Annotated in this window: 19 protein-coding genes; 16 read left to right on the top strand and 3 right to left on the bottom strand. The window is 46.0% G+C overall.

Annotated features, from left to right (window positions below):
- Positions 1–70: 70 nt before the first annotated feature.
- A complete protein-coding gene (aroC, locus tag MRK00_14515) occupies positions 71–1,243 on the bottom strand; it encodes a chorismate synthase (protein MDR4518580.1) in 1,173 nt (390 codons plus the stop codon).
- Between the two features lie 279 nt (positions 1,244–1,522).
- Between aroC and hemF the strand changes: the two genes are divergently transcribed.
- Positions 1,523–2,419, top strand: coding sequence for an oxygen-dependent coproporphyrinogen oxidase (hemF, locus tag MRK00_14520; GenBank protein ID MDR4518581.1), 897 nt, complete (start codon positions 1,523–1,525; stop codon positions 2,417–2,419).
- Between the two features lie 51 nt (positions 2,420–2,470).
- Here hemF and MRK00_14525 read toward each other — a convergent pair whose 3' ends face one another.
- Positions 2,471–2,626, bottom strand: coding sequence for a hypothetical protein (locus MRK00_14525; protein MDR4518582.1), 156 nt, complete (start codon positions 2,624–2,626; stop codon positions 2,471–2,473).
- A gap of 293 nt (positions 2,627–2,919) precedes the next feature.
- On the opposite strand from MRK00_14525, the gene MRK00_14530 reads away from it, so the two are divergent.
- The 3 genes from MRK00_14530 (at position 2,920) to MRK00_14540 (ending at position 5,478) form a co-directional block, all read left to right on the top strand.
- Positions 2,920–3,228: a (2Fe-2S) ferredoxin domain-containing protein gene (locus MRK00_14530; protein ID MDR4518583.1), complete on the top strand. Its 309-nt coding sequence runs from the start codon at positions 2,920–2,922 to the stop codon at positions 3,226–3,228.
- A gap of 28 nt (positions 3,229–3,256) precedes the next feature.
- Complete coding sequence (locus tag MRK00_14535) at positions 3,257–3,874, top strand: alpha/beta hydrolase family protein (protein MDR4518584.1); 618 nt, start codon at positions 3,257–3,259, stop codon at positions 3,872–3,874.
- A 224-nt stretch (positions 3,875–4,098) separates the two neighbouring features.
- Positions 4,099–5,478: an aspartate aminotransferase family protein gene (locus MRK00_14540; GenBank protein ID MDR4518585.1), complete on the top strand. Its 1,380-nt coding sequence runs from the start codon at positions 4,099–4,101 to the stop codon at positions 5,476–5,478.
- Between the two features lie 63 nt (positions 5,479–5,541).
- Here MRK00_14540 and MRK00_14545 read toward each other — a convergent pair whose 3' ends face one another.
- Entirely contained in the window at positions 5,542–5,685 is a 144-nt protein-coding gene (locus tag MRK00_14545) for a hypothetical protein (protein MDR4518586.1), read from the bottom strand.
- Between the two features lie 287 nt (positions 5,686–5,972).
- On the opposite strand from MRK00_14545, the gene MRK00_14550 reads away from it, so the two are divergent.
- The 12 genes from MRK00_14550 (at position 5,973) to MRK00_14605 (ending at position 18,604) form a co-directional block, all read left to right on the top strand.
- Entirely contained in the window at positions 5,973–7,724 is a 1,752-nt protein-coding gene (locus MRK00_14550) for a hypothetical protein (GenBank protein ID MDR4518587.1), read from the top strand.
- A gap of 2 nt (positions 7,725–7,726) precedes the next feature.
- The gene (locus MRK00_14555) at positions 7,727–9,145 is read left to right on the top strand and encodes an FAD-binding protein (protein ID MDR4518588.1); all 1,419 of its coding nucleotides are present in this window, start codon (positions 7,727–7,729) and stop codon (positions 9,143–9,145) included.
- Positions 9,146–9,148: 3 nt separating this feature from the next.
- Positions 9,149–9,481 (top strand): YnfA family protein, encoded by a 333-nt coding sequence (locus MRK00_14560; GenBank protein ID MDR4518589.1) that lies wholly within the window; start codon positions 9,149–9,151, stop codon positions 9,479–9,481.
- Between the two features lie 21 nt (positions 9,482–9,502).
- Positions 9,503–9,733, top strand: coding sequence for a DUF2835 domain-containing protein (locus tag MRK00_14565; GenBank protein MDR4518590.1), 231 nt, complete (start codon positions 9,503–9,505; stop codon positions 9,731–9,733).
- A gap of 102 nt (positions 9,734–9,835) precedes the next feature.
- Positions 9,836–11,500 carry an energy-dependent translational throttle protein EttA gene (ettA, locus tag MRK00_14570; GenBank protein ID MDR4518591.1) on the top strand — a complete coding sequence of 555 codons (1,665 nt, stop codon included), beginning with the start codon at positions 9,836–9,838 and terminating at the stop codon, positions 11,498–11,500.
- Positions 11,501–11,521: 21 nt separating this feature from the next.
- A complete protein-coding gene (locus tag MRK00_14575) occupies positions 11,522–11,701 on the top strand; it encodes a hypothetical protein (protein ID MDR4518592.1) in 180 nt (59 codons plus the stop codon).
- The gene (locus tag MRK00_14580) at positions 11,695–11,979 is read left to right on the top strand and encodes a type II toxin-antitoxin system RelE/ParE family toxin (protein ID MDR4518593.1); all 285 of its coding nucleotides are present in this window, start codon (positions 11,695–11,697) and stop codon (positions 11,977–11,979) included. Before MRK00_14575 ends, MRK00_14580 begins: the two co-directional genes overlap by 7 nt.
- A 332-nt stretch (positions 11,980–12,311) precedes the next feature.
- The gene (locus tag MRK00_14585; protein ID MDR4518594.1) at positions 12,312–13,919 is read left to right on the top strand and encodes an IS5 family transposase; all 1,608 of its coding nucleotides are present in this window, start codon (positions 12,312–12,314) and stop codon (positions 13,917–13,919) included.
- Positions 13,920–13,992: 73 nt separating this feature from the next.
- Positions 13,993–15,126, top strand: a complete 1,134-nt coding sequence (locus MRK00_14590; GenBank protein ID MDR4518595.1) for a hypothetical protein — start codon at positions 13,993–13,995, stop codon at positions 15,124–15,126.
- Positions 15,123–15,485 (top strand): hypothetical protein, encoded by a 363-nt coding sequence (locus MRK00_14595; GenBank protein MDR4518596.1) that lies wholly within the window; start codon positions 15,123–15,125, stop codon positions 15,483–15,485. Before MRK00_14590 ends, MRK00_14595 begins: the two co-directional genes overlap by 4 nt.
- Before the next feature lie 309 nt (positions 15,486–15,794).
- Positions 15,795–17,165, top strand: coding sequence for a DUF1566 domain-containing protein (locus MRK00_14600; GenBank protein ID MDR4518597.1), 1,371 nt, complete (start codon positions 15,795–15,797; stop codon positions 17,163–17,165).
- 227 nt (positions 17,166–17,392) lie between these two features.
- Entirely contained in the window at positions 17,393–18,604 is a 1,212-nt protein-coding gene (locus MRK00_14605; protein ID MDR4518598.1) for an IS256 family transposase, read from the top strand.
- Positions 18,605–18,607: the final 3 nt, after the last annotated feature.

Genomic DNA, 18,607 nt, shown 5'->3' on the forward strand with positions numbered 1-18,607 from the left:
TTTCAAGTCAACGATCACGCTTATGAAACCATCACTATACCATTATATTTCCTGATTTAATCAGGCCGGTTCAATCTTCTTCGGGTTCCGGGTCCTCTTTCATGGGCAAGCCGGCAACATTTTTTGTGTCGGATAACAGAGCATTTTCAGCGCTTCCTTTTATCTTTGGCGTTTTACAATCGACATCTGCATTCTGCGCGCGATGGCGCAACGCATGATCGATCAGCACCAGCGCCAGCATGGCTTCGACAATAGGCGTGGCGCGTATGCCGACACAGGGATCGTGACGGCCATGCGTTTCCACGACAACCGGATTACCGTTCTTATCAATCGAGCGGCGTCCCAGACGGATGCTCGAAGTCGGCTTGATGGCGACATTGACGGTAACGGGCTGCCCACTCGAAATTCCACCGAGAATGCCGCCCGCATTATTGCTGAGAAAGCCATCCGGTGTCATTTCATCGGAATGCTCGGTGCCCTTCTGGGTGACGCTGGCAAATCCCGCGCCGATTTCGACGCCTTTGACCGCGTTGATATTCATCATGGCATAGGCGATATCGGCGTCCAGGCGGTCGTAAACCGGTTCGCCCCACCCTACCGGCACGCCTTCGGCGACTGCGCTGATTTTGGCGCCGACCGAATCGCCGGATTTGCGCAGTTGATCCATGAAGGTTTCCAGTTTTGCCACATAACTGGCGTCAGCAACAAAAAAGGGATTTTGATCGACATCCGCCCATTGTTTGAATGGAATTTCTACAGGCCCAAGCTGTGACATATAACCGCGGATGACGATGCCGAATTTTTCGTTGAGCCACTTCTTGGCAATTGCACCAGCAGCCACGCGCACCGCCGTCTCGCGGGCTGACGATCGGCCACCGCCGCGGTAATCTCGAATACCGTATTTCTGCCAATAGGTATAGTCAGCATGTCCGGGACGAAAAACATCCATGATTTTGCTGTAATCCTTGCTGCGCTGGTCTTCATTGCGAATCAGCAGGCCAATCGATGCCCCCGTCGTTTTGCCTTCAAAAACGCCCGACAGGATTTCAACGGTATCGGATTCACGGCGCTGCGTTACATGACGGGAAGTTCCTGGCTTACGCCTATCCAGTTCGAACTGTATATCCTGCTCGCTGATTTCCAGACCGGGCGGACAGCCGTCAATGACGCAGCCGATGGCTGGACCATGTGATTCGCCAAAAGAAGTAACGCTAAAGAGTTTGCCAAATGAATTACCAGACATTCCGTAAAAATTCCTTTATAGGGGTGTTTTTTAAACCAATCAAAACCCGTATACACTTCCCGATATCCATATCCCGTTTCGCGCTTGAGGTAAATCAAGCATGAAATGCTTTAATCATGTTATATAACGAGTACAATGCAGCAGGATAGCCAAATACAGTATTATAAACGTAAATAGCACGATCATAGTGTCATCACGTATCAAATGGCGTGCGTTAACCCTACTTGAAAATAAACCCTGATTGAACGAGTCAGCAAAACAGGAGATTGAATGAGCAGTATAAACACAACACAAATCAAAGAATACTTGACCGGTTTACAAGACAGCATTGTAGCCGGACTGGAGCAGGTTGACGGCAACAGCTTCCGGCGCGACCAGTGGGATCGTCCAGGTGGCGGCGGCGGTGCCAGCGCGGTCATTGAAGAAGGCAATGTACTGGAACGCGGCGGCGTCAATTTTTCACATGTCTACGGACCTGGATTACCTGCATCGGCAACTGCTGCGCGTCCCGAATTATCGGGGCGGTCATTCGAGGCAATGGGTGTTTCGCTGGTTCTGCATCCCCGCAATCCGTACGCGCCGACAGTCCATATGAATGTCCGCTATTTCGAGGCCCGCAAGGAAGGTGCAGAACCCGTCTGGTGGTTTGGCGGCGGCATGGATTTGACACCATATTATGGCTATGAAGAAGACGCAATTCACTTTCATCGGGTCTGCAAAGATGCATTGCAGCCATTTGGCGATGAGTGCTATCCGCGTCTAAAGAAATGGTGTGACGAGTATTTCTTTTTAAAGCACCGTAATGAACCGCGCGGTATCGGCGGCGTGTTTTTCGATGACTGGAACCAACCGGATCTGGAAACATGCTTTAATCTGACCCAAAGTGTCGGCAGCAATTTTTTGACAGCTTACCGCCCTATTTTGGAAAAACGCAAGGATACACCCTACGGTGAGCGCGAGCGCGATTTCCAGGCATACCGTCGTGGCCGTTATGTCGAGTTCAATCTGGTCTGGGACCGTGGCACACTGTTCGGACTGCAAACCGGCGGACGCACTGAATCCATTCTGATGTCGCTGCCGCCAATAGTCAAATGGCGTTACGACTGGAAGCCCGAAGCGGACAGCGTTGAAAACAAACTGTATACCGATTTTCTGATCGGAAAAGAATGGGTGTAAAAACACTAGGGGCTGTTCTCAATGAGTGAACTCAGGGGCAACAAAAATAATTCACTCATTGAGAACAGCCCCTAAACCTGTCAAAGTCACTCCCCCGGCTATGCCGGGGATACACCGAAATTTGTCCTTTACTGCGATCAGTGTGAATATCTGATCTCTAAACCGGTAAGCAGCAGCGATTTTATAAGCCGGCATCAACTGTTTCATGTTAATTCTCTCTTTTTAAAGACCATAAGGGCACCTCTAAAAATTCAGAGTTTTAAACAAGACGAGGCGAGAACAAAAAATCTTGACGCAGCATATGGTTGATATGTAAGGAAATATTTTTTGTGAACAACGACGTATTGTGACGAAATATGGATTTTTAGAGGTGCCCATAATACTAATAACAATTTTAATATCAACTGGCTGGCTTTTTTAATAGAATAAACAAATTCCGTATTGGGAAAGCCGTACTAAAAACGTATAATCCAAGTCTTTCAAAAATTTATGTTTCCGCAATGAGCTACTATCAACACCATGTATTTTTCTGCGTTAATCAGCGGGAAGGCACTGCTGCCTGCTGCAATAACATGGGTGCGCAAGAAGTCCGTGATTACGCCAAAAGCCGCATCAAGGAACTTGATTTAAGCGGGAAAAACAAGATTCGCATTAATAATGCCGGTTGTCTTGATCGATGCAACGAAGGGCCTGTCATAGTCATTTACCCCGAAGAAATCTGGTACACCTATGTTGACAAGGAAGATGTCGATGAAATTATCCAGGAACATCTTGTTAATGGCCGCATTGTAGAGCGTCTAAGAATATAGTTCCGGTCAAACCTGGTCTGGTTTTATTGTGCAGAAATTCTTTATCAACGGTCCGGCTGGAAAAATAGAAACTATCCTGGCGGAACCCAAAACGCAACCACGCGGTATAGCCGTTGTGGCGCATCCCCATCCGCTGCACGGCGGCACAATGGACAACAAAGTGGTCTACACCCTGTTCAATAGTGCGCTCGCACTCGCATATATCGCGGTCAAATTCAATTTTCGCGGTGTGAACAAAAGCGAAGGTTCTTTTGACAACGGCATCGGCGAGGTCGAAGATGTCATTGCCGTCACCCGGACTATACAAAATCAATTTTCCGGTCATTCGGGTAATTTACCGTTATTGCTCGCAGGTTTTTCATTTGGCGGTGGCGTGCAAATACAGGCGGCCGCGCATTTAAAACCCGAATCACTTGTACTGGTCGCTCCTTCGCTAAAGTATGTCAGCACACCCGATATCCCTGAAAATATTGAACACACCCTGATCATTCAGGGCGACCGGGATGAAATTGTACCGTTTAAAACGGTGATCGACTGGGCAACACCGCAATCATTACCGATTGTCGTTATCCCGGGCGCAGAACATTTTTTCCATGGCAAACTGACACTGCTAAAGCAGGTCGTTCAAAATTTTCACCGGATATAAACTATATTTTTGTATGATCTTTTTTTTCTGCTTGCTTTACCCCAAATTTAATACTATTGTGCAGGCAACCATTGAATATGATCTAAATCATTTCGATGAAAAAATAATTAAAAAATTGATCTAATTCGGATAGTTAAAAATTTATTTCGATATCTGAGCGGGCGGAATCATCGTACTCAATCACCGGGCGGTTTTAGGTTTCAAATCATTTTGCGAATTTCAATATGTCTTTTAGTATTTCAGCACTGTTAGAACAACATCAATCAGAAAAATTTGCACTACATGAAAAGCATCTGAACAGTCAGATGGTAAAGGTGCTAAAGACCATCGGTTATGACCGAACGTATAAAAAAGCGATTGGGCAATACCTGTACGATCATGAAGACAATGAATATCTTGATTTGCTCAGCGGCTTCGGCGTATTTGCAATTGGGCGCAATCATCCGGTCGTTATCAAGGCACTGCAGGACACATTGACCCAGGAATTGCCGAATCTGGTACAGATGGATGTGTCGCTTTTAAGCGGTCTGCTTGCTAAAAAAGTTCTGCAAACAGTTCCGGATAATCTGAACCGCATGTTCTTTTCAAACTCAGGCTCGGAAGCGGTTGAAGCGGCGATCAAGTTTGCCCGGTACACGACCAAAAGACCGCAGATTTTATACTGCGAACACAGTTTTCATGGATTGACACTCGGCTCGCTGTCGCTGAACGGCGAGAAAATTTTCCGTGAAGGTTTTGGCGCATTGTTACCAGATTGTGAAGCCATTCCATTTAATAATCCAGAAGCACTGGAAAATGCATTGCGTTCAGAAAACGTTGCCGCATTTATAGTGGAGCCCATTCAGGGCAAAGGTGTCAATGTACCCGACGATAATTATTTGCCTGAAGTTGAACGGCTTTGCCGCAAATACGGCACATTGTTTGTCGCCGATGAGATTCAGACCGGCATCGGCAGAACCGGCAAATTCTGGGCGGTTAATCACTGGAATGTCAAACCGGACATGATTCTAATGGCAAAAGCGTTATCTGGCGGTTTTGTGCCCGTTGGCGGCGTCGCCATGACCGAGAAAATCATGGACTCAGTCTTTAACCGCATGGACCGCGCGGTCGTGCATGGCTCGACTTTTTCCAAAAACAACCTGGCGATGGCCGCCGGCCTGGCAACTTTGCAAGTCATAGAAGATGAAAAACTGACTGAAAACAGTGCGGAAAAAGGCAAAATTATCATTGACGGCATCAATGCCATGATCAGCAAATACGAATTCCTCAAGGAAGCACGCGGCAAGGGTTTAATGATCGCAGTAGAATTTCACGCTCCGCAGAGCCTGTCGCTCAAAGCCGCCTGGACGATGCTGGAAGCAGCCAATAAAGGCTTGTTTTGTCAAATGGTTACAATTCCACTCTTCAAGGAGCATCATATCCTGAGTCAGGTTGCCGGTCACGGCATGAACGTCGTCAAAATGCTGCCGCCATTGAACCTGACAGATAAAGATTGCCAAAAGATACTCAATGCTTTTGATCAAACAATCGCTGAAACCCATAAAGTACCCGGTTCAATCTGGAATCTTGGAAAGACCCTGGCCGGACACGCTTTAAAGAAATAGCATTGATTCATTTCGATAGCACAGGATTTTTTCTTCCAGATATAGAATTATCGCCAACAAAATTCACAAATCGGCCTCAGCATTCAGGCCAGCATTTGTGCGAATGACCTGAATGCGTGCAATTACCGATGTGTCGAAATCATTGACATCGCATTGGCCATTGAGTACGCTCCAACACATTAAGGCCAGTATTCTGTCACTCGACAATGTCAGGTTCAGTGGGCTTGTCTATGGACATGGCCAAATGTGTCTTGCAGGGAAGCATTGTTCCAATGCTAGGAGACATAACGCGATCATCAGATGGATCGCGTATTCGCGAAACTGGGAGCTTCCTGCATTTTGCGTCATAACAATTAATAATCAAACACCAATTAGAAAATATAAATGCAACAAAAGCTTATTCTTTGCTGAGATTGTCAGGACAAGTCAGGATAAAAAATGAATTGACGTATCTCAGTGTATAAATTCATTAACATCTTCTGGGAGTCGTTAAAATGTCAAATCGTCCCTGGTATAAATTACCCGTTCCACTGGCTTTGCTTAAACTCATTCAGTTTCGAAATCAGTTAAGAAAAGAAAATCTTCACGACACCGCACAGTTAAGCAATCCCGACAAACTTCCTCAACCCGATAGCGACGCCAGTAAATCCTATTTAACCTCGCGCACGATTGATGGCAGTTACAATGATCTCAAACACCCTGAAATGGGAATGGCCGGAACCCGCTTTGGACGCAACGTACCATTAAGCGATACGGTAGCGGATACACAAAACATTCACAATCCCAGCAGCCGAAAAATAAGTCAGGCGCTACTGACGAGAAAGCAATTCGTACCGGCGACTATCCTCAATATTAATGCCGCGTCATGGATTCAGTTCCAGACGCATGACTGGTTTTCACACGGCCGGAATCAACCCGACAACCAATGGGAAATTCCAATTGAAGCTGACGATCCATGGCCGCAGGATCAACGGCCCATGAAAGTCGACAAAACACTGACCGACCCAAGCAGGCCGGACGATCCCGGCGCGCCCAAAACATTTATCAACACGGAAACACACTGGTGGGATGCGTCCCAGGTATACGGCAGTAATCAGGAAACTATCGACAAACTCCGCGCTCATGTGGATGGCAAAATGCATATTGAAGCCGATGGATTCCTGCCTTTCGATCCCGAACTGGGAATCGACCTGGTGGCTTTCCCCGGCACCTGGTGGTTCGGATTAAGCATGCTGCATACCTTGTTTGTCAAAGAACACAACAGCATCTGCGACCATCTCAAACAAGCCTACCCGCAATGGGACGATGAAAAACTCTTTAATCATGCACGGCTCATCAACGCCGCACTGATCGCCAAAATTCATACAGTCGAATGGACGCCCGCGATTCTTCCACATCCGGCTACTGCGATGGCGATGAACATCAACTGGTGGGGCATACTGGGCAGGAAATTCAAAAATATGTTCGGCCGCATTGGTGATGGAGAAATACTCAGCGGCATTCCAGGGTCAAAAGCAGAGCACCACGCCGCGCCCTATTACTTGACGGAAGAATTTGTATCGGTCTATCGCATGCATCCACTGATGCCTGACCAGTTTGATTTTTACTCGCATACCGATGGCTCGCTTATCTCAAGCAAAGCATTCATGGAAGGCTTTGATAAAAAAGCGCGGCCCATGATGGAAGAAATCGGTATGGACAATCTGTTTTATTCGTTCGGCATTGCACATCCGGGCGCATTAACACTGCACAATTATCCGAACTTTTTACGCCTATTGGTCAAACCGGGCGGTGAGGCATTCGATCTGGCTGCGGTGGATATTTTACGCGACAGGGAGCGTGGCGTACCCCGCTATAACCGGTTCCGGGAACTGGTTGGCCGCGGACGCGTGGATTCTTTTGAAGCAATCACCAGCAACCCGGAATGGGCAAAAGAACTCAGTACAATTTACAACAATGATATCAATCAGGTTGATTTAATGGTGGGACTTTATGCCGAAGACATACCCGAAGGATTCGGCTTTAGCGAAACCGCTTTCAGGGTTTTTATTCTGATGGCGTCACGCCGGTTGAAAAGCGACCGCTTTTTCACCAATGATTACCGGGCCAAAATTTATACCCAGGAGGGTTTGGACTGGATTGAAAACAACTCCATGCTGACTGTACTTCGCCGTCATCACCCCGGGTTAACGCCCGTTCTCGACCAGGTTAAAAACGCGTTTGCACCCTGGCCTAAGAAAGTATAGTGATGCAGACACAAACACCTACACAATTTACCAACTGGGGTAAAACGATTGTTTCCAACCCCAGTGCGGTCGTAAAACCGGAATCGATTGACGATTTAGTCGCAATATTAAAGGACACTGGAACTTATCCGGCGCCGGTACGCGCAATCGGGTCCAATCACTCCACTACGCAATGCGCTGTGGCCAATGGCGGCACCATTGTTGACATGACCGCTTTTGATAACATTCTGGAGATTAACACCGAAAATAATACCGTTACCGTCCAGGCGGGTGCATTGTATATTGATGTCGCGCATGCCTTGCGTGAAAAAGGATTGCAGTTTTTTGTCAATGTTGAACTGGGCAACCTGTCACTGGGCAGCGCGGCCAGCGGCGGCACTAAAGACGCCTCAATGCCCGGAGAATTAGGCCAGGTGTGTTCCTATGCAATAGCGCTTAAAATGGTCACCCCTCAGGGGGAGTGTATTGAAATCAACGAATCCGACCCTGAACTGCTGCGAGTCGCACGCTCGAGTTACGGGTTGTTCGGCATTATTTATGAAGTCACTTTTAGAGTAAGACCTGCCCGGCCTATGGCACTGCACCACAAGGTCTATACCCTTGACGAATTTATTCGGGTCTTGCCGCCATTGATCAACCGGCCGGATTCAGAACAGGAATCAATGATGCTCTATCTGTTCCCGTTCCTAAATGACGTTGCCGTGGAATTTCGTAAATACAACGACTCGACAAAAATCTCCGGAACATGGCAATGGAATCTGAGAAACTGGACATGGAAAAACCTGGCGCCCGGTGTCGGTTATATTCTAACCAATTTCATCCCTTTCAAATCATTGCGTTACAGACTCGTTGATTTTTTCAACCGCAATGTCCAGATGGTTCTGGAAAAAATACTTAAGAATCCCTCCGGAACGAGCGCGACAGATCAGATTATCCGTTACCCGCATCAATCCGGCTGGACCAAATATACATTCAGCATCTGGGCATTCCCGGAAGAACATTATCCGGAAATACTCACCGCCTATTTTCAATTTTGCCGGGATTATTATCAGCAACATGGGTATCGTTGTAATATGCTAAACGTGGCGTACCGTATTCTTCAGGATGACAGCTCTTTGTTTTCCTATTCATCGGCAGGCAATGTTATGACTTTGGATCCTGTTTCTACCGGCGATCCGGGATGGGAAGATTTCATCACCGCCTATAATGAATTTTGCAGCAATCTGGGCGGCGTTCCTTTATTCAATCAAACACGCGGCATAACCCCGGCGCAAGCACGCACGGCATTCGGCGCCCGGCTCGATGAATTTGAAAAATACCGGAAATACTATGATCCCGGCAACCGATTACTGAATCAGTATTTTCAGGAACGTTTGGGTCTAACTGCACCACCGCAAGCTGATTATCCTGACAAACCCTGACCGATGTTTGCAATTAAAACCGTCACCCTCTTTTTCATTACAGCCATTATGGAAATTCTGGGTTGCTACCTGACCTATCTCTGGCTCACCCAGAATAAAAGCGCATGGCTGCTGATTCCCGCCGGGCTGAGCCTTGCCGCGTTCGCCTGGCTGCTGACACTGCACCCGACTGCGGCGGGCCGGGTTTATGCGGCATATGGTGGCGTTTACATTTTTGTCGCGATTTTCTGGCTGTGGACAGTCGACGGCATCAAACCGACGTTATGGGATCTGATTGGCGCAACAGTTGCAATTACGGGCATGGCGATTATCATGTTTGCACCCAGATCTGCTTGAACTCACGATTCTGTCGACGCAATGCATCAACGGTTACAGGTTGTTCTCAATATCTCCCCGCAAAAACTCATGTACTACTACGAAGGTGCTGCGAGCACTGTCGTTGCAACAACGACCGATGGCCGCACCATCCGTTTCCCCGCCAATATCCTGCGCTCCGTGGTTCAGGCGGATGGCGTACAAGGGATCTTCGAACTGGTGTTCGATGAAAACCATAAATTTGTTTCGATCAAACGCATTCAAAAGATTTAGCCCCCACCCTGTTTACTTTCATTGACGGACAAGCTGCGCTAAACTCTGTCTTTCTATTCAATCCTCGACACTCATTCTTTTCACACAATAAAAGTAAATACTATGGCCCAATATGTCATGTCCATGCTCCGCGTGAGCAAAATCGTTCCACCGAAACGTCAAATCATCAAAGATATTTCGCTGAGTTTCTTTCCCGGCGCCAAAATCGGCCTGCTCGGCCTGAACGGTTCCGGCAAATCCACCGTGCTGCGCATCATGGCCGGTGTCGATACAGAATTCGACGGTGAAGTGCAACGCTTGTCCGATATCCGCGTCGGTTATCTACCGCAGGAGCCGCAACTCGATCCCGAGCATACCGTGCGTCAGGAAGTCGAGGCCGGCATGGGCGAAATCATGGAAGCGCAAAAAAAACTCGATGCGGTTTACGCCGCCTATGCCGAAGAAGACGCCGATTTCGACGCCCTGGCCGAAGAACAGGCGCGTCTTGAAGCCATTCTCGCCACTGCGGGCAGCGACACCGAAAACCAGATGGAAATCGCCGCCGACGCCTTGCGCCTGCCGCCGTGGGACGCCGTGGTCAAAAACCTGTCCGGCGGTGAAAAACGCCGCGTGGCGTTGTGCAAACTACTGCTGGAAAAACCCGACATGTTGCTGCTCGACGAGCCGACCAACCACCTCGACGCCGAATCGGTCGAATGGCTCGAGCAGTTTCTGGTGCGCTTTCCCGGCACCGTGGTCGCGGTCACGCACGACCGCTACTTCCTCGATAACGCCGCCGAATGGATACTGGAACTCGATCGCGGACACGGCATTCCGTGGAAAGGCAATTATTCAAGCTGGCTCGAACAGAAAGAAGCGCGGCTGGAACAGGAAAGCAAACAGGTTGACGCGCATATGAAAGCGATGAAAAAAGAGCTTGAATGGGTGCGGCAGAATCCCAAAGGCCGTCAAGCCAAATCGAAAGCCCGTCTGGCGCGTTTCGACGAACTGAGTTCACAGGAATACCAGAAACGCAACGAAACGCAGGAAATCTTCATTCCCGTCGGCGACCGGCTCGGCAACGAAGTGATCGAATTCAAGGATGTCTCCAAAGCCTACGGCGACCGGTTGCTGATCGATAACCTGAGTTTCCAGATTCCTCCCGGCGCGATTGTCGGCATTATCGGCCCCAACGGCGCGGGCAAATCGACGCTGTTCAAACTCATTACCGGCAAGGAGCAACCCGATTCCGGCGAAGTCAAAATCGGCCCGACCGTCAACATTGCGCATGTCGACCAGGCGCGCGACTCGCTGGAAAACGACAAAACCGTGTTCGATGCGATTTCCGGCGGTAACGACCTGCTCACGGTAGGCAAATACACCACCCCTGCCCGCGCTTATCTCGGCCGTTTCAACTTCAAGGGCGGCGACCAGCAGAAAGTCGTCGGCCAGCTTTCCGGCGGTGAACGCGGACGGCTGCATCTTGCGCAAACACTGATTGCAGGCGGTAACGTATTATTACTTGACGAGCCGTCCAACGACCTCGACGTGGAAACCCTGCGCGCGCTTGAAGACGCACTGCTCGAATTCGCCGGTTGCGTGCTGGTCATCTCGCACGACCGCTGGTTCCTCGACCGCATCGCCACGCACATCCTCGCCGCCGAAGGCGAATCGCAATGGACGTTCTTCAACGGTAACTATCATGAATACGAAGCCGACAAGATTAAACGATTGGGTGAAGAAGGTGCGAAACCGAAGCGGATACGGTATAAGCCGATTAGTCGATAGATTGTAAATAAGGAGAATCAAATGCTCGCAGCCAAACAGGAAGCATTAAAAACAATTGATCAATTGCCTGATGATGCTGATATGGACGAAATCATGTACCGGCTTTATGTGCTGGACAAGATCAGAAAAGGTCGAGCAGAAGCAAGTCAGAATAAAACGATAACAAGTGAACAGCTAAAGCAGGAAATTGATTCGTGGTAGTCTGGACGGATTCCGCAACGTCTGATTTGCGTGCTGTTCATGATTACATTGCAAAGGATTCATTGTATTACGCTAAGAAAGTAGTGAATGATGTGCGTGAAAGAATGGAACAACTGGATACTTTTCCCAAAATCGGAAGAATCGTACCGGAAATCAATCAAGAAAATATCAGGGAAATTTCCATTTATTCATATCGCATCATTTATGAAATTAACGATCAGGTGATTATTGTTCTGGCTATTGTCCATCAAAGACAAGTATTAAATAATGAAATTTAAAAAAATGCCTAAATCTCTTTCTTTGATCGCTACAACAGCACCCTGGCGTATACACTCCGTGGATGTTTTATCGAATTTCTGTCTGACTGTCACCTGCACAATGACGGCACAAATGGTATCGTTGATTTATCGCTATTAATCTTTAGTCAAAAAGCGGGCATTTACGCCGCATTGAAAGATGAAAAACTGTTCAATGTGCACAATGTTTAAAACTAAACAGTTACTTAGAGCATACTCATAAACCATAACAACATGATTATATTGATGAATATACTGTAATTTGGTAAAATAGTGCACGTAATTTGTTGAAATACCACCAAAAACCGTGCACTATGATTCGTTATACAAGCCAAAACCAGCCGACCCTTCCAGGATTTGATACACCACCAGGAATGATACTTGATCCCAATAATCGCTGGGTAAGACTCAGTGATTGCATACCATGGGATAATTTAGCGCAGAGCTACCACAAAACACTATCTGCAACATCAGGCCGTCCCTGCAAGGATGCGCGTATTGTCATAGGCGCAATCATTATCAAGCACAAATTATCGGTATCCGATGAAGAGACGGTTGAGCAGATTCGGGAAAATCCCTACCTGCAATATCTCATTGGACTGAAAGGGTTTCAATCGAAAGCGCCCTTTGCGCCTTCACTACTGGTTGAAGTACGCAAGCGTATGGGACAAGGCGTGTTTGATGAATTTCATGAGGCGGTCATTGAATCGGTTGAACGCAAGAAAGCGAAGCAAGTTGTTAAAGATAGCGATGACGACGGTGCCAACAGTGCACCTTCAAGCAACGCTGCTGAATCAGACAAAACAGAGAAAGACAAAGCAGATGCGCCACAGAACCACGGCAAATTGATTCTGGATGCGACTGTTGCGGAGCAGGCGATACGTTATCCGACAGACCTTGGCTTGCTCAACGAAGCCCGGGAACTAAGCGAGCGTATCATCGATATACTGTATACCCACAGTCCTCAGCCACGCACAAAGAAGCCTTGCACCTATCGACAGAACGCCAGGAAAGCTTTTTTGAATATTGCCAAACAAAAGCGGCCTCCCAACAAGAATCGTCGTGCGGCAATCCGGCAACAATTACAGTACCTGCGTAGAAACTTGAAGTACATCGAAGTCATGTTGACTGCCTGCCCCTACGGTCAACCCTTGCCGTTACTCAACTGGCTGATATGTCGTTACTGGGTATTACCCCACCTCTATGACCAGCAATATGAAATGTACAAAGCCAATATCAGGCGCTGCAACGATCGCATTGTCAGCATCAGTCAACCCCATCTGCGGCCCATTGTCAGAGGAAAGCTTGGCAAAGCGGTGGAATTCGGCGCAAAAATCAGCGTCAGCCTGACCGGCGATAAGCTGGCGCAAGTTGACAAACTCCATTGGGATGCCTGTCATGAGGGTCATGATCTTCAGAGACAGGTGGAAGCCTACAAGAATCGTTACGGTTATTACCCAGAAGTCGTTATCGCCGACAGGCTCTATGGATCGCGCGAAAATCGCAGCTATCTGGAGAGTCACAACATCCGATTCTCGGGCAAACCACTGGGACGTCCACCCAAAGCCACCACTGAAAACCAGAGTGAGCTGAAACAACTCAAAGCGCAGCGGCGGCAGGAATATCGGGAGAGAATTCCGATTGAAGGCAAGTTCGGTCAAGGCAAATACGGCTACCGCCTTAACAATATCCGAGCCAAACGTGCCGATACGTCGATTGCTTGGATAAATGCCATCTTTCTGGTCATGAACCTGCTGGTACTGATGCAGGTTTTTCTTCGATTCAAAAAATTCACCACCAAAATGGTGTGCTGGGTGATAAATTTCTCCATTCTCAGGAGAATTGAACCTGCATGTTGCCCTCAGCTCATCTCAAGACGAGCTTATTGTTTGCCAGGATTGGTGGCTTTAATGAATTTCTGAGTAAGCTCTACTTATTCAATGAATGTCCGGTGGACTTTACGGTCTAAGGAAGTTTAGCGGACGGGGTTGATTGATGCATATCAGCAAGCCGAACATGTTATTAAATATAAGCCGACCAACATTTAAATCATCATTTACAGCAGCGATGTTTATAGCGTCACTATTGTTTTTGTCTGGGGCTTCTGTTCCTGTTTATGCGGAAAAAACCAGCACAGTAAACATTGCTAAGAATTCTGTTCAGGAGTGTTTGCGAAGATATTGTGTGAAGGTGGTAGGAAATACTTCTATACCTGGAATTATAACAACACAAGAATTCGTTAATAGCTGTATAGAAAATGGGAAGACAGGAAAATTCCTACAAGGACACAATTATCCGCCGGAAGTGTATCAGGCGTTATGCGGTGGTACTTCTGATACCTTTGTTGGGATAGACCCTGCTGTAGAGAATGAAAAGGAAACTCCCAAGGTTTCTCTGAACCAAAAAAATATTTTTCCGAGAAAAAAGCCAGAGAGTTATAGCCCAAGATACGGTTTTGGTAATGCTATAGGGAGATTGGTATTTTACTGGGATGATGTAGGGAAAAGAATTGAAAATGCTGATGGGTTTTTCAGTGCATATGCTGCTTATCTAGAAGGGGTTTTTGGCACAGGGCCTGTATTCTATTATGGTCTGGTAGAGGATAAAGTTAGGCAACATACTCCTCTGTTAGAAAAGACACGTGATTCTGCATTTGAATGGGCTTCTGTATTTTACGGTATTGGTACTGGGATTGGTGCGTTTAATGCTATCAAAGCAGCCGGAGGGATAGAAGCAATCCCATCTCTTATCAGAGAAGAATATAAAATTATTGCTTCCATCTTCGGTAAGAATGTGGATGATGTGGGTAGTGTCGTTGTAAAGTGGAGAGCTCCGAAAAACGTCACAGAAAAATTCCCTGCTGAATGGGGTAGCAAGGCTAATAAGAAGGGAGTCGGCACAAGGTGGCAAGATCCTAAAAATCCAGGAAATGGCGTTCGTATTGATCAAGGTAACCCGAAACATAGTCTACCTAGTCAGCAAGTTGACCATGTAATTGTTAGACGAAATGGTCAAGTTATAGGTCGTGATGGAAATCCAATTCAGAGTTCAATCAAAGACAGTGCTGAGCAAACACATATACCGCTTAGTGAATATCAAAATTGGAAAAGTTGGGATTCTCCTTTATGAAATATCCTGAAATGAGAACTGAGTTACTTGGCTATCTGAAAGATTTATCGAATTGGGATTACCAAAATAACTGCTGGGTTAATGGTAATTGTCCTCCAGGGATTGAACATGATGAATTAGACTACTCAATCCATTTCCTTTTTGATGACACTGCATTATCAGACAACCCTGAAAGCCTTATAGATGTTTTTTTGAAGGATAAAGAAGAGGCTGATTCAATTAAGTCGCTTTGTAATGAGTTACAAATGGTATTTGAAAAATATGGCACTGATCTTTCTGATAGTGAGTATATAAACTTACTGGAATGGAAAGGTGTTATAGCGCTCGCACAAGCAGCATTAGCTAAGCTTTCTCAATGAGACTGAAATACTTCATTTCAGACACCCAGAACATTCATTTACCCATCACTATTTTTACTCGCCATCATCAATTCCCTTGATGGAATTATCTCGTTTTGCTCCCTCTGGTAAATGCTTCATTAAATCAGACTTAAGTTTTTCTAGATTTAATTCACCGGCTATTAGTAGCTTCTATACGCATTCACCCCAGCTCCATAAAATGCATAGTTTTCTTTGGGATTTTGTGTGTTACTGTTATTATCCGGTTTGGGCTTTACTCTGCACCCGCTCAGTGCGTTTCATGCAACTATATGCATAATGGAAGATACCATGATATCAAATATATATTTGAAGTTTTCTGTATTTGTCGTGGCATTAGCTAGTCTGTTAATTACTGGTTGTGCAATAAATAACAGTGGGAATACATTAGATGCCAGAATACAAGATCAGAAGAAAGATATTTCAAGTTCTGAGATAACGTTAGCTGCAGTATCTGAATGTGTGTTAGATGAAAATAATCCTGAACTGATGTGGGAAATAAAGGCTGCTGTTCCTGGTTTCAATTTTATACACAACAAGTATCATTGGTTTAATCCCGATTCTAGTCAAAATGGTGGTACTGCAGGCTTAAGTTTCCAGCACAAATCAGTTAATTATGATACAGATTGTAAAGGATGGAGTTCGTCACAATGTGACACCTATAACTTTGTAAAAGAAGCTAACAATAGACATCTGTGCGGATTTAATGATTGGCGGTTGCCCACAGTATCTGAGTTACGGCATATGGGGAAGAATGTCATAGATTCTCAACCACTGGATGTTGCTCCTAGAGAAAATGGCATGCCTCGTTGGAATTTGCACATCTGGTCAGATTCGACATTTAATGAACGAAAGCCTGTTCATCCAGCTCATCGATACGGTACTGACCCTGGTGCTCCTGGCACTACTGCTGAAGCATTGCGATTTAGTATGGGAATAAACGGTCTATCTTATGATATAGGTCAATATGATAAAGAAAAGAATACATTTGGGGTTTGGCTAGTACGAGGAAAAGGGGTATTGGCAGCGAAACAATCTGCTCAACAGGTAGAAAATCAGGTTTTTTCTGTACCTTCTTCTCTTCGCCATCCTGTTCCCGAAATACAAGAAAGAACAAACCCAACGTTTCTAACTGGTGTAGAAAATTATGATGTACTATCCCCAGAAAAAAAAGCATCTATTGATTTTATTCATTTGAACCGTTATTGGGCAAATAGGCTTCGTGATAGTGGTAGTGGGGCTGGAGACGCATTTGCGAGAACGCACGGAATACCAATAGATGTTTATAATAAAGCGCTTATTTCTGTGGATGGTGGGTATGCTGATTGGCGCAACAGAAATTTAGACCAAAAAAAGAATCTTAGTGACTTAACAGAACGTCTCAGAATAAATTATGACCCTAAAGGGATTCATTTTACGGAATGGATGAATAGAGGGCGAAAAAATCATGCAGACGATGCTAACCTTGTCAATTCAGATCGTTTAACTGAGTATTACTATTCTAATAAGGATGTTATAGATAATATGGTGTTTCATAACATGGATTTGAAAACACCGCCTGCAAAATATGACATAAGTGTGGACATTAGGATCAGGGATCAGAACAAGAATAAACCACAAGAAAGAAGAAGTATATTTGAGAGGAGACCTTTGCAAAACTGACGAATTTAAGTTTTCGATTTTTTAGTCTTTTATGTATAAACTTAAAGATCAATATGCAACCTTGAATATCGGACTATCCTCCGGTCTGGTTTTACGATGGTCGTAAATCCGTTTGGCCGCAATATTTGCATGCCCTAGTACATCATCTACCTTAAAATGACGGATAAAGAGGGAGTATTAGAAATTCTGTGTCATTCCTTTAGTATTAAATTTTATAGGAGTGACGAATGAACAAGACTACAGTGCAATTTGATTTTGAAGAAGCCTTGGAATCCTTGAAAGCGGGGCGGAATTTGAATGGAAAAGATGGCATATTAACGCCATTGATCAAACAACTCACTGAAGCTGCATTGGCGGCGGAACTTGAACAGCATATCAAATCCGGGGATGAACAGAACCGGAAGAATGGCACGACGCCAAAGACTGTAAAATCAGCATCAGGTAGTTTTCAACTGGAAACACCCAGAGACCGCAACGGTACATTTGAACCTCAGTTGGTTAAAAAGCATCAGACTCATCTTACCGATGAAATCGAACGCAAAATTCTATCGTTATTTGCGTTGGGCTCCAGCTATCAGGATATCTCTGGGCATATTGCCGAGATATACGGCATTGACGTTTCATCGGCGACGATCAGTGCAGTCACTGACAAGCTTATTCCGGAGCTTAGGGAATGGCAGCAACGGCCATTGGATAGTCACTATCCGTTCGTGTGGCTGGATGCCATACATCACAAAGTGAAAGACGATGGCCGGTATGTCAGCAAGGCAGTTTATACCGTACTTGGCTTAAACATTGAAGGAAAGAAGGAAGTACTAGGGTTGTATGTATCGGAAAGCGAAGGCGCCCGGTTTTGGCTTTCCGTACTGACAGATTTAAATAACCGTGGCGTACAGGATATCCTTATTGCCGCCGTTGATGGACTCGTGGGTTTTCCTGAGGCAATCAACAGTATTTTTCCAGAAACCGAGGTTCAGTTATGCATTATTCATCAAATCCGCAATTCGATGAAATATGTGGCGTCAAAAAATCAAAAAGCATTCATGGCTGACCTGAAACCGGTATACAAAGCGCCGACCATTGATGCAGCTGAAGATGCGCTTGATGCATTGGAAGCCAAATGGGGAAAACAGTATCCCATCGTGATTCAATCCTGGCGCAACAAATGGGAAAATTTATCGGTATACTTCAAATATCCTGAACCGATACGCCGTGTGATTTATACAACCAACACCATTGAGGCCGTACATCGCCAATTTCGCAAACTGACAAAAACCAAAGGTGGATTTCCGAATGAAAACAGTCTACTAAAGCTACTGTATGTCGGAATTAAAAATGCCAGCAAGAAATGGACGATGCCGATACAGAACTGGAATTTGACATTATCCCAGTTAGCGATATATTTTGAGGGTCGTTTGGATGCGGCGTTGGATTTATGAATT

The organism is Nitrosomonas sp. (assembly GCA_031316255.1).
Lineage (GTDB): Bacteria > Pseudomonadota > Gammaproteobacteria > Burkholderiales > Nitrosomonadaceae > Nitrosomonas.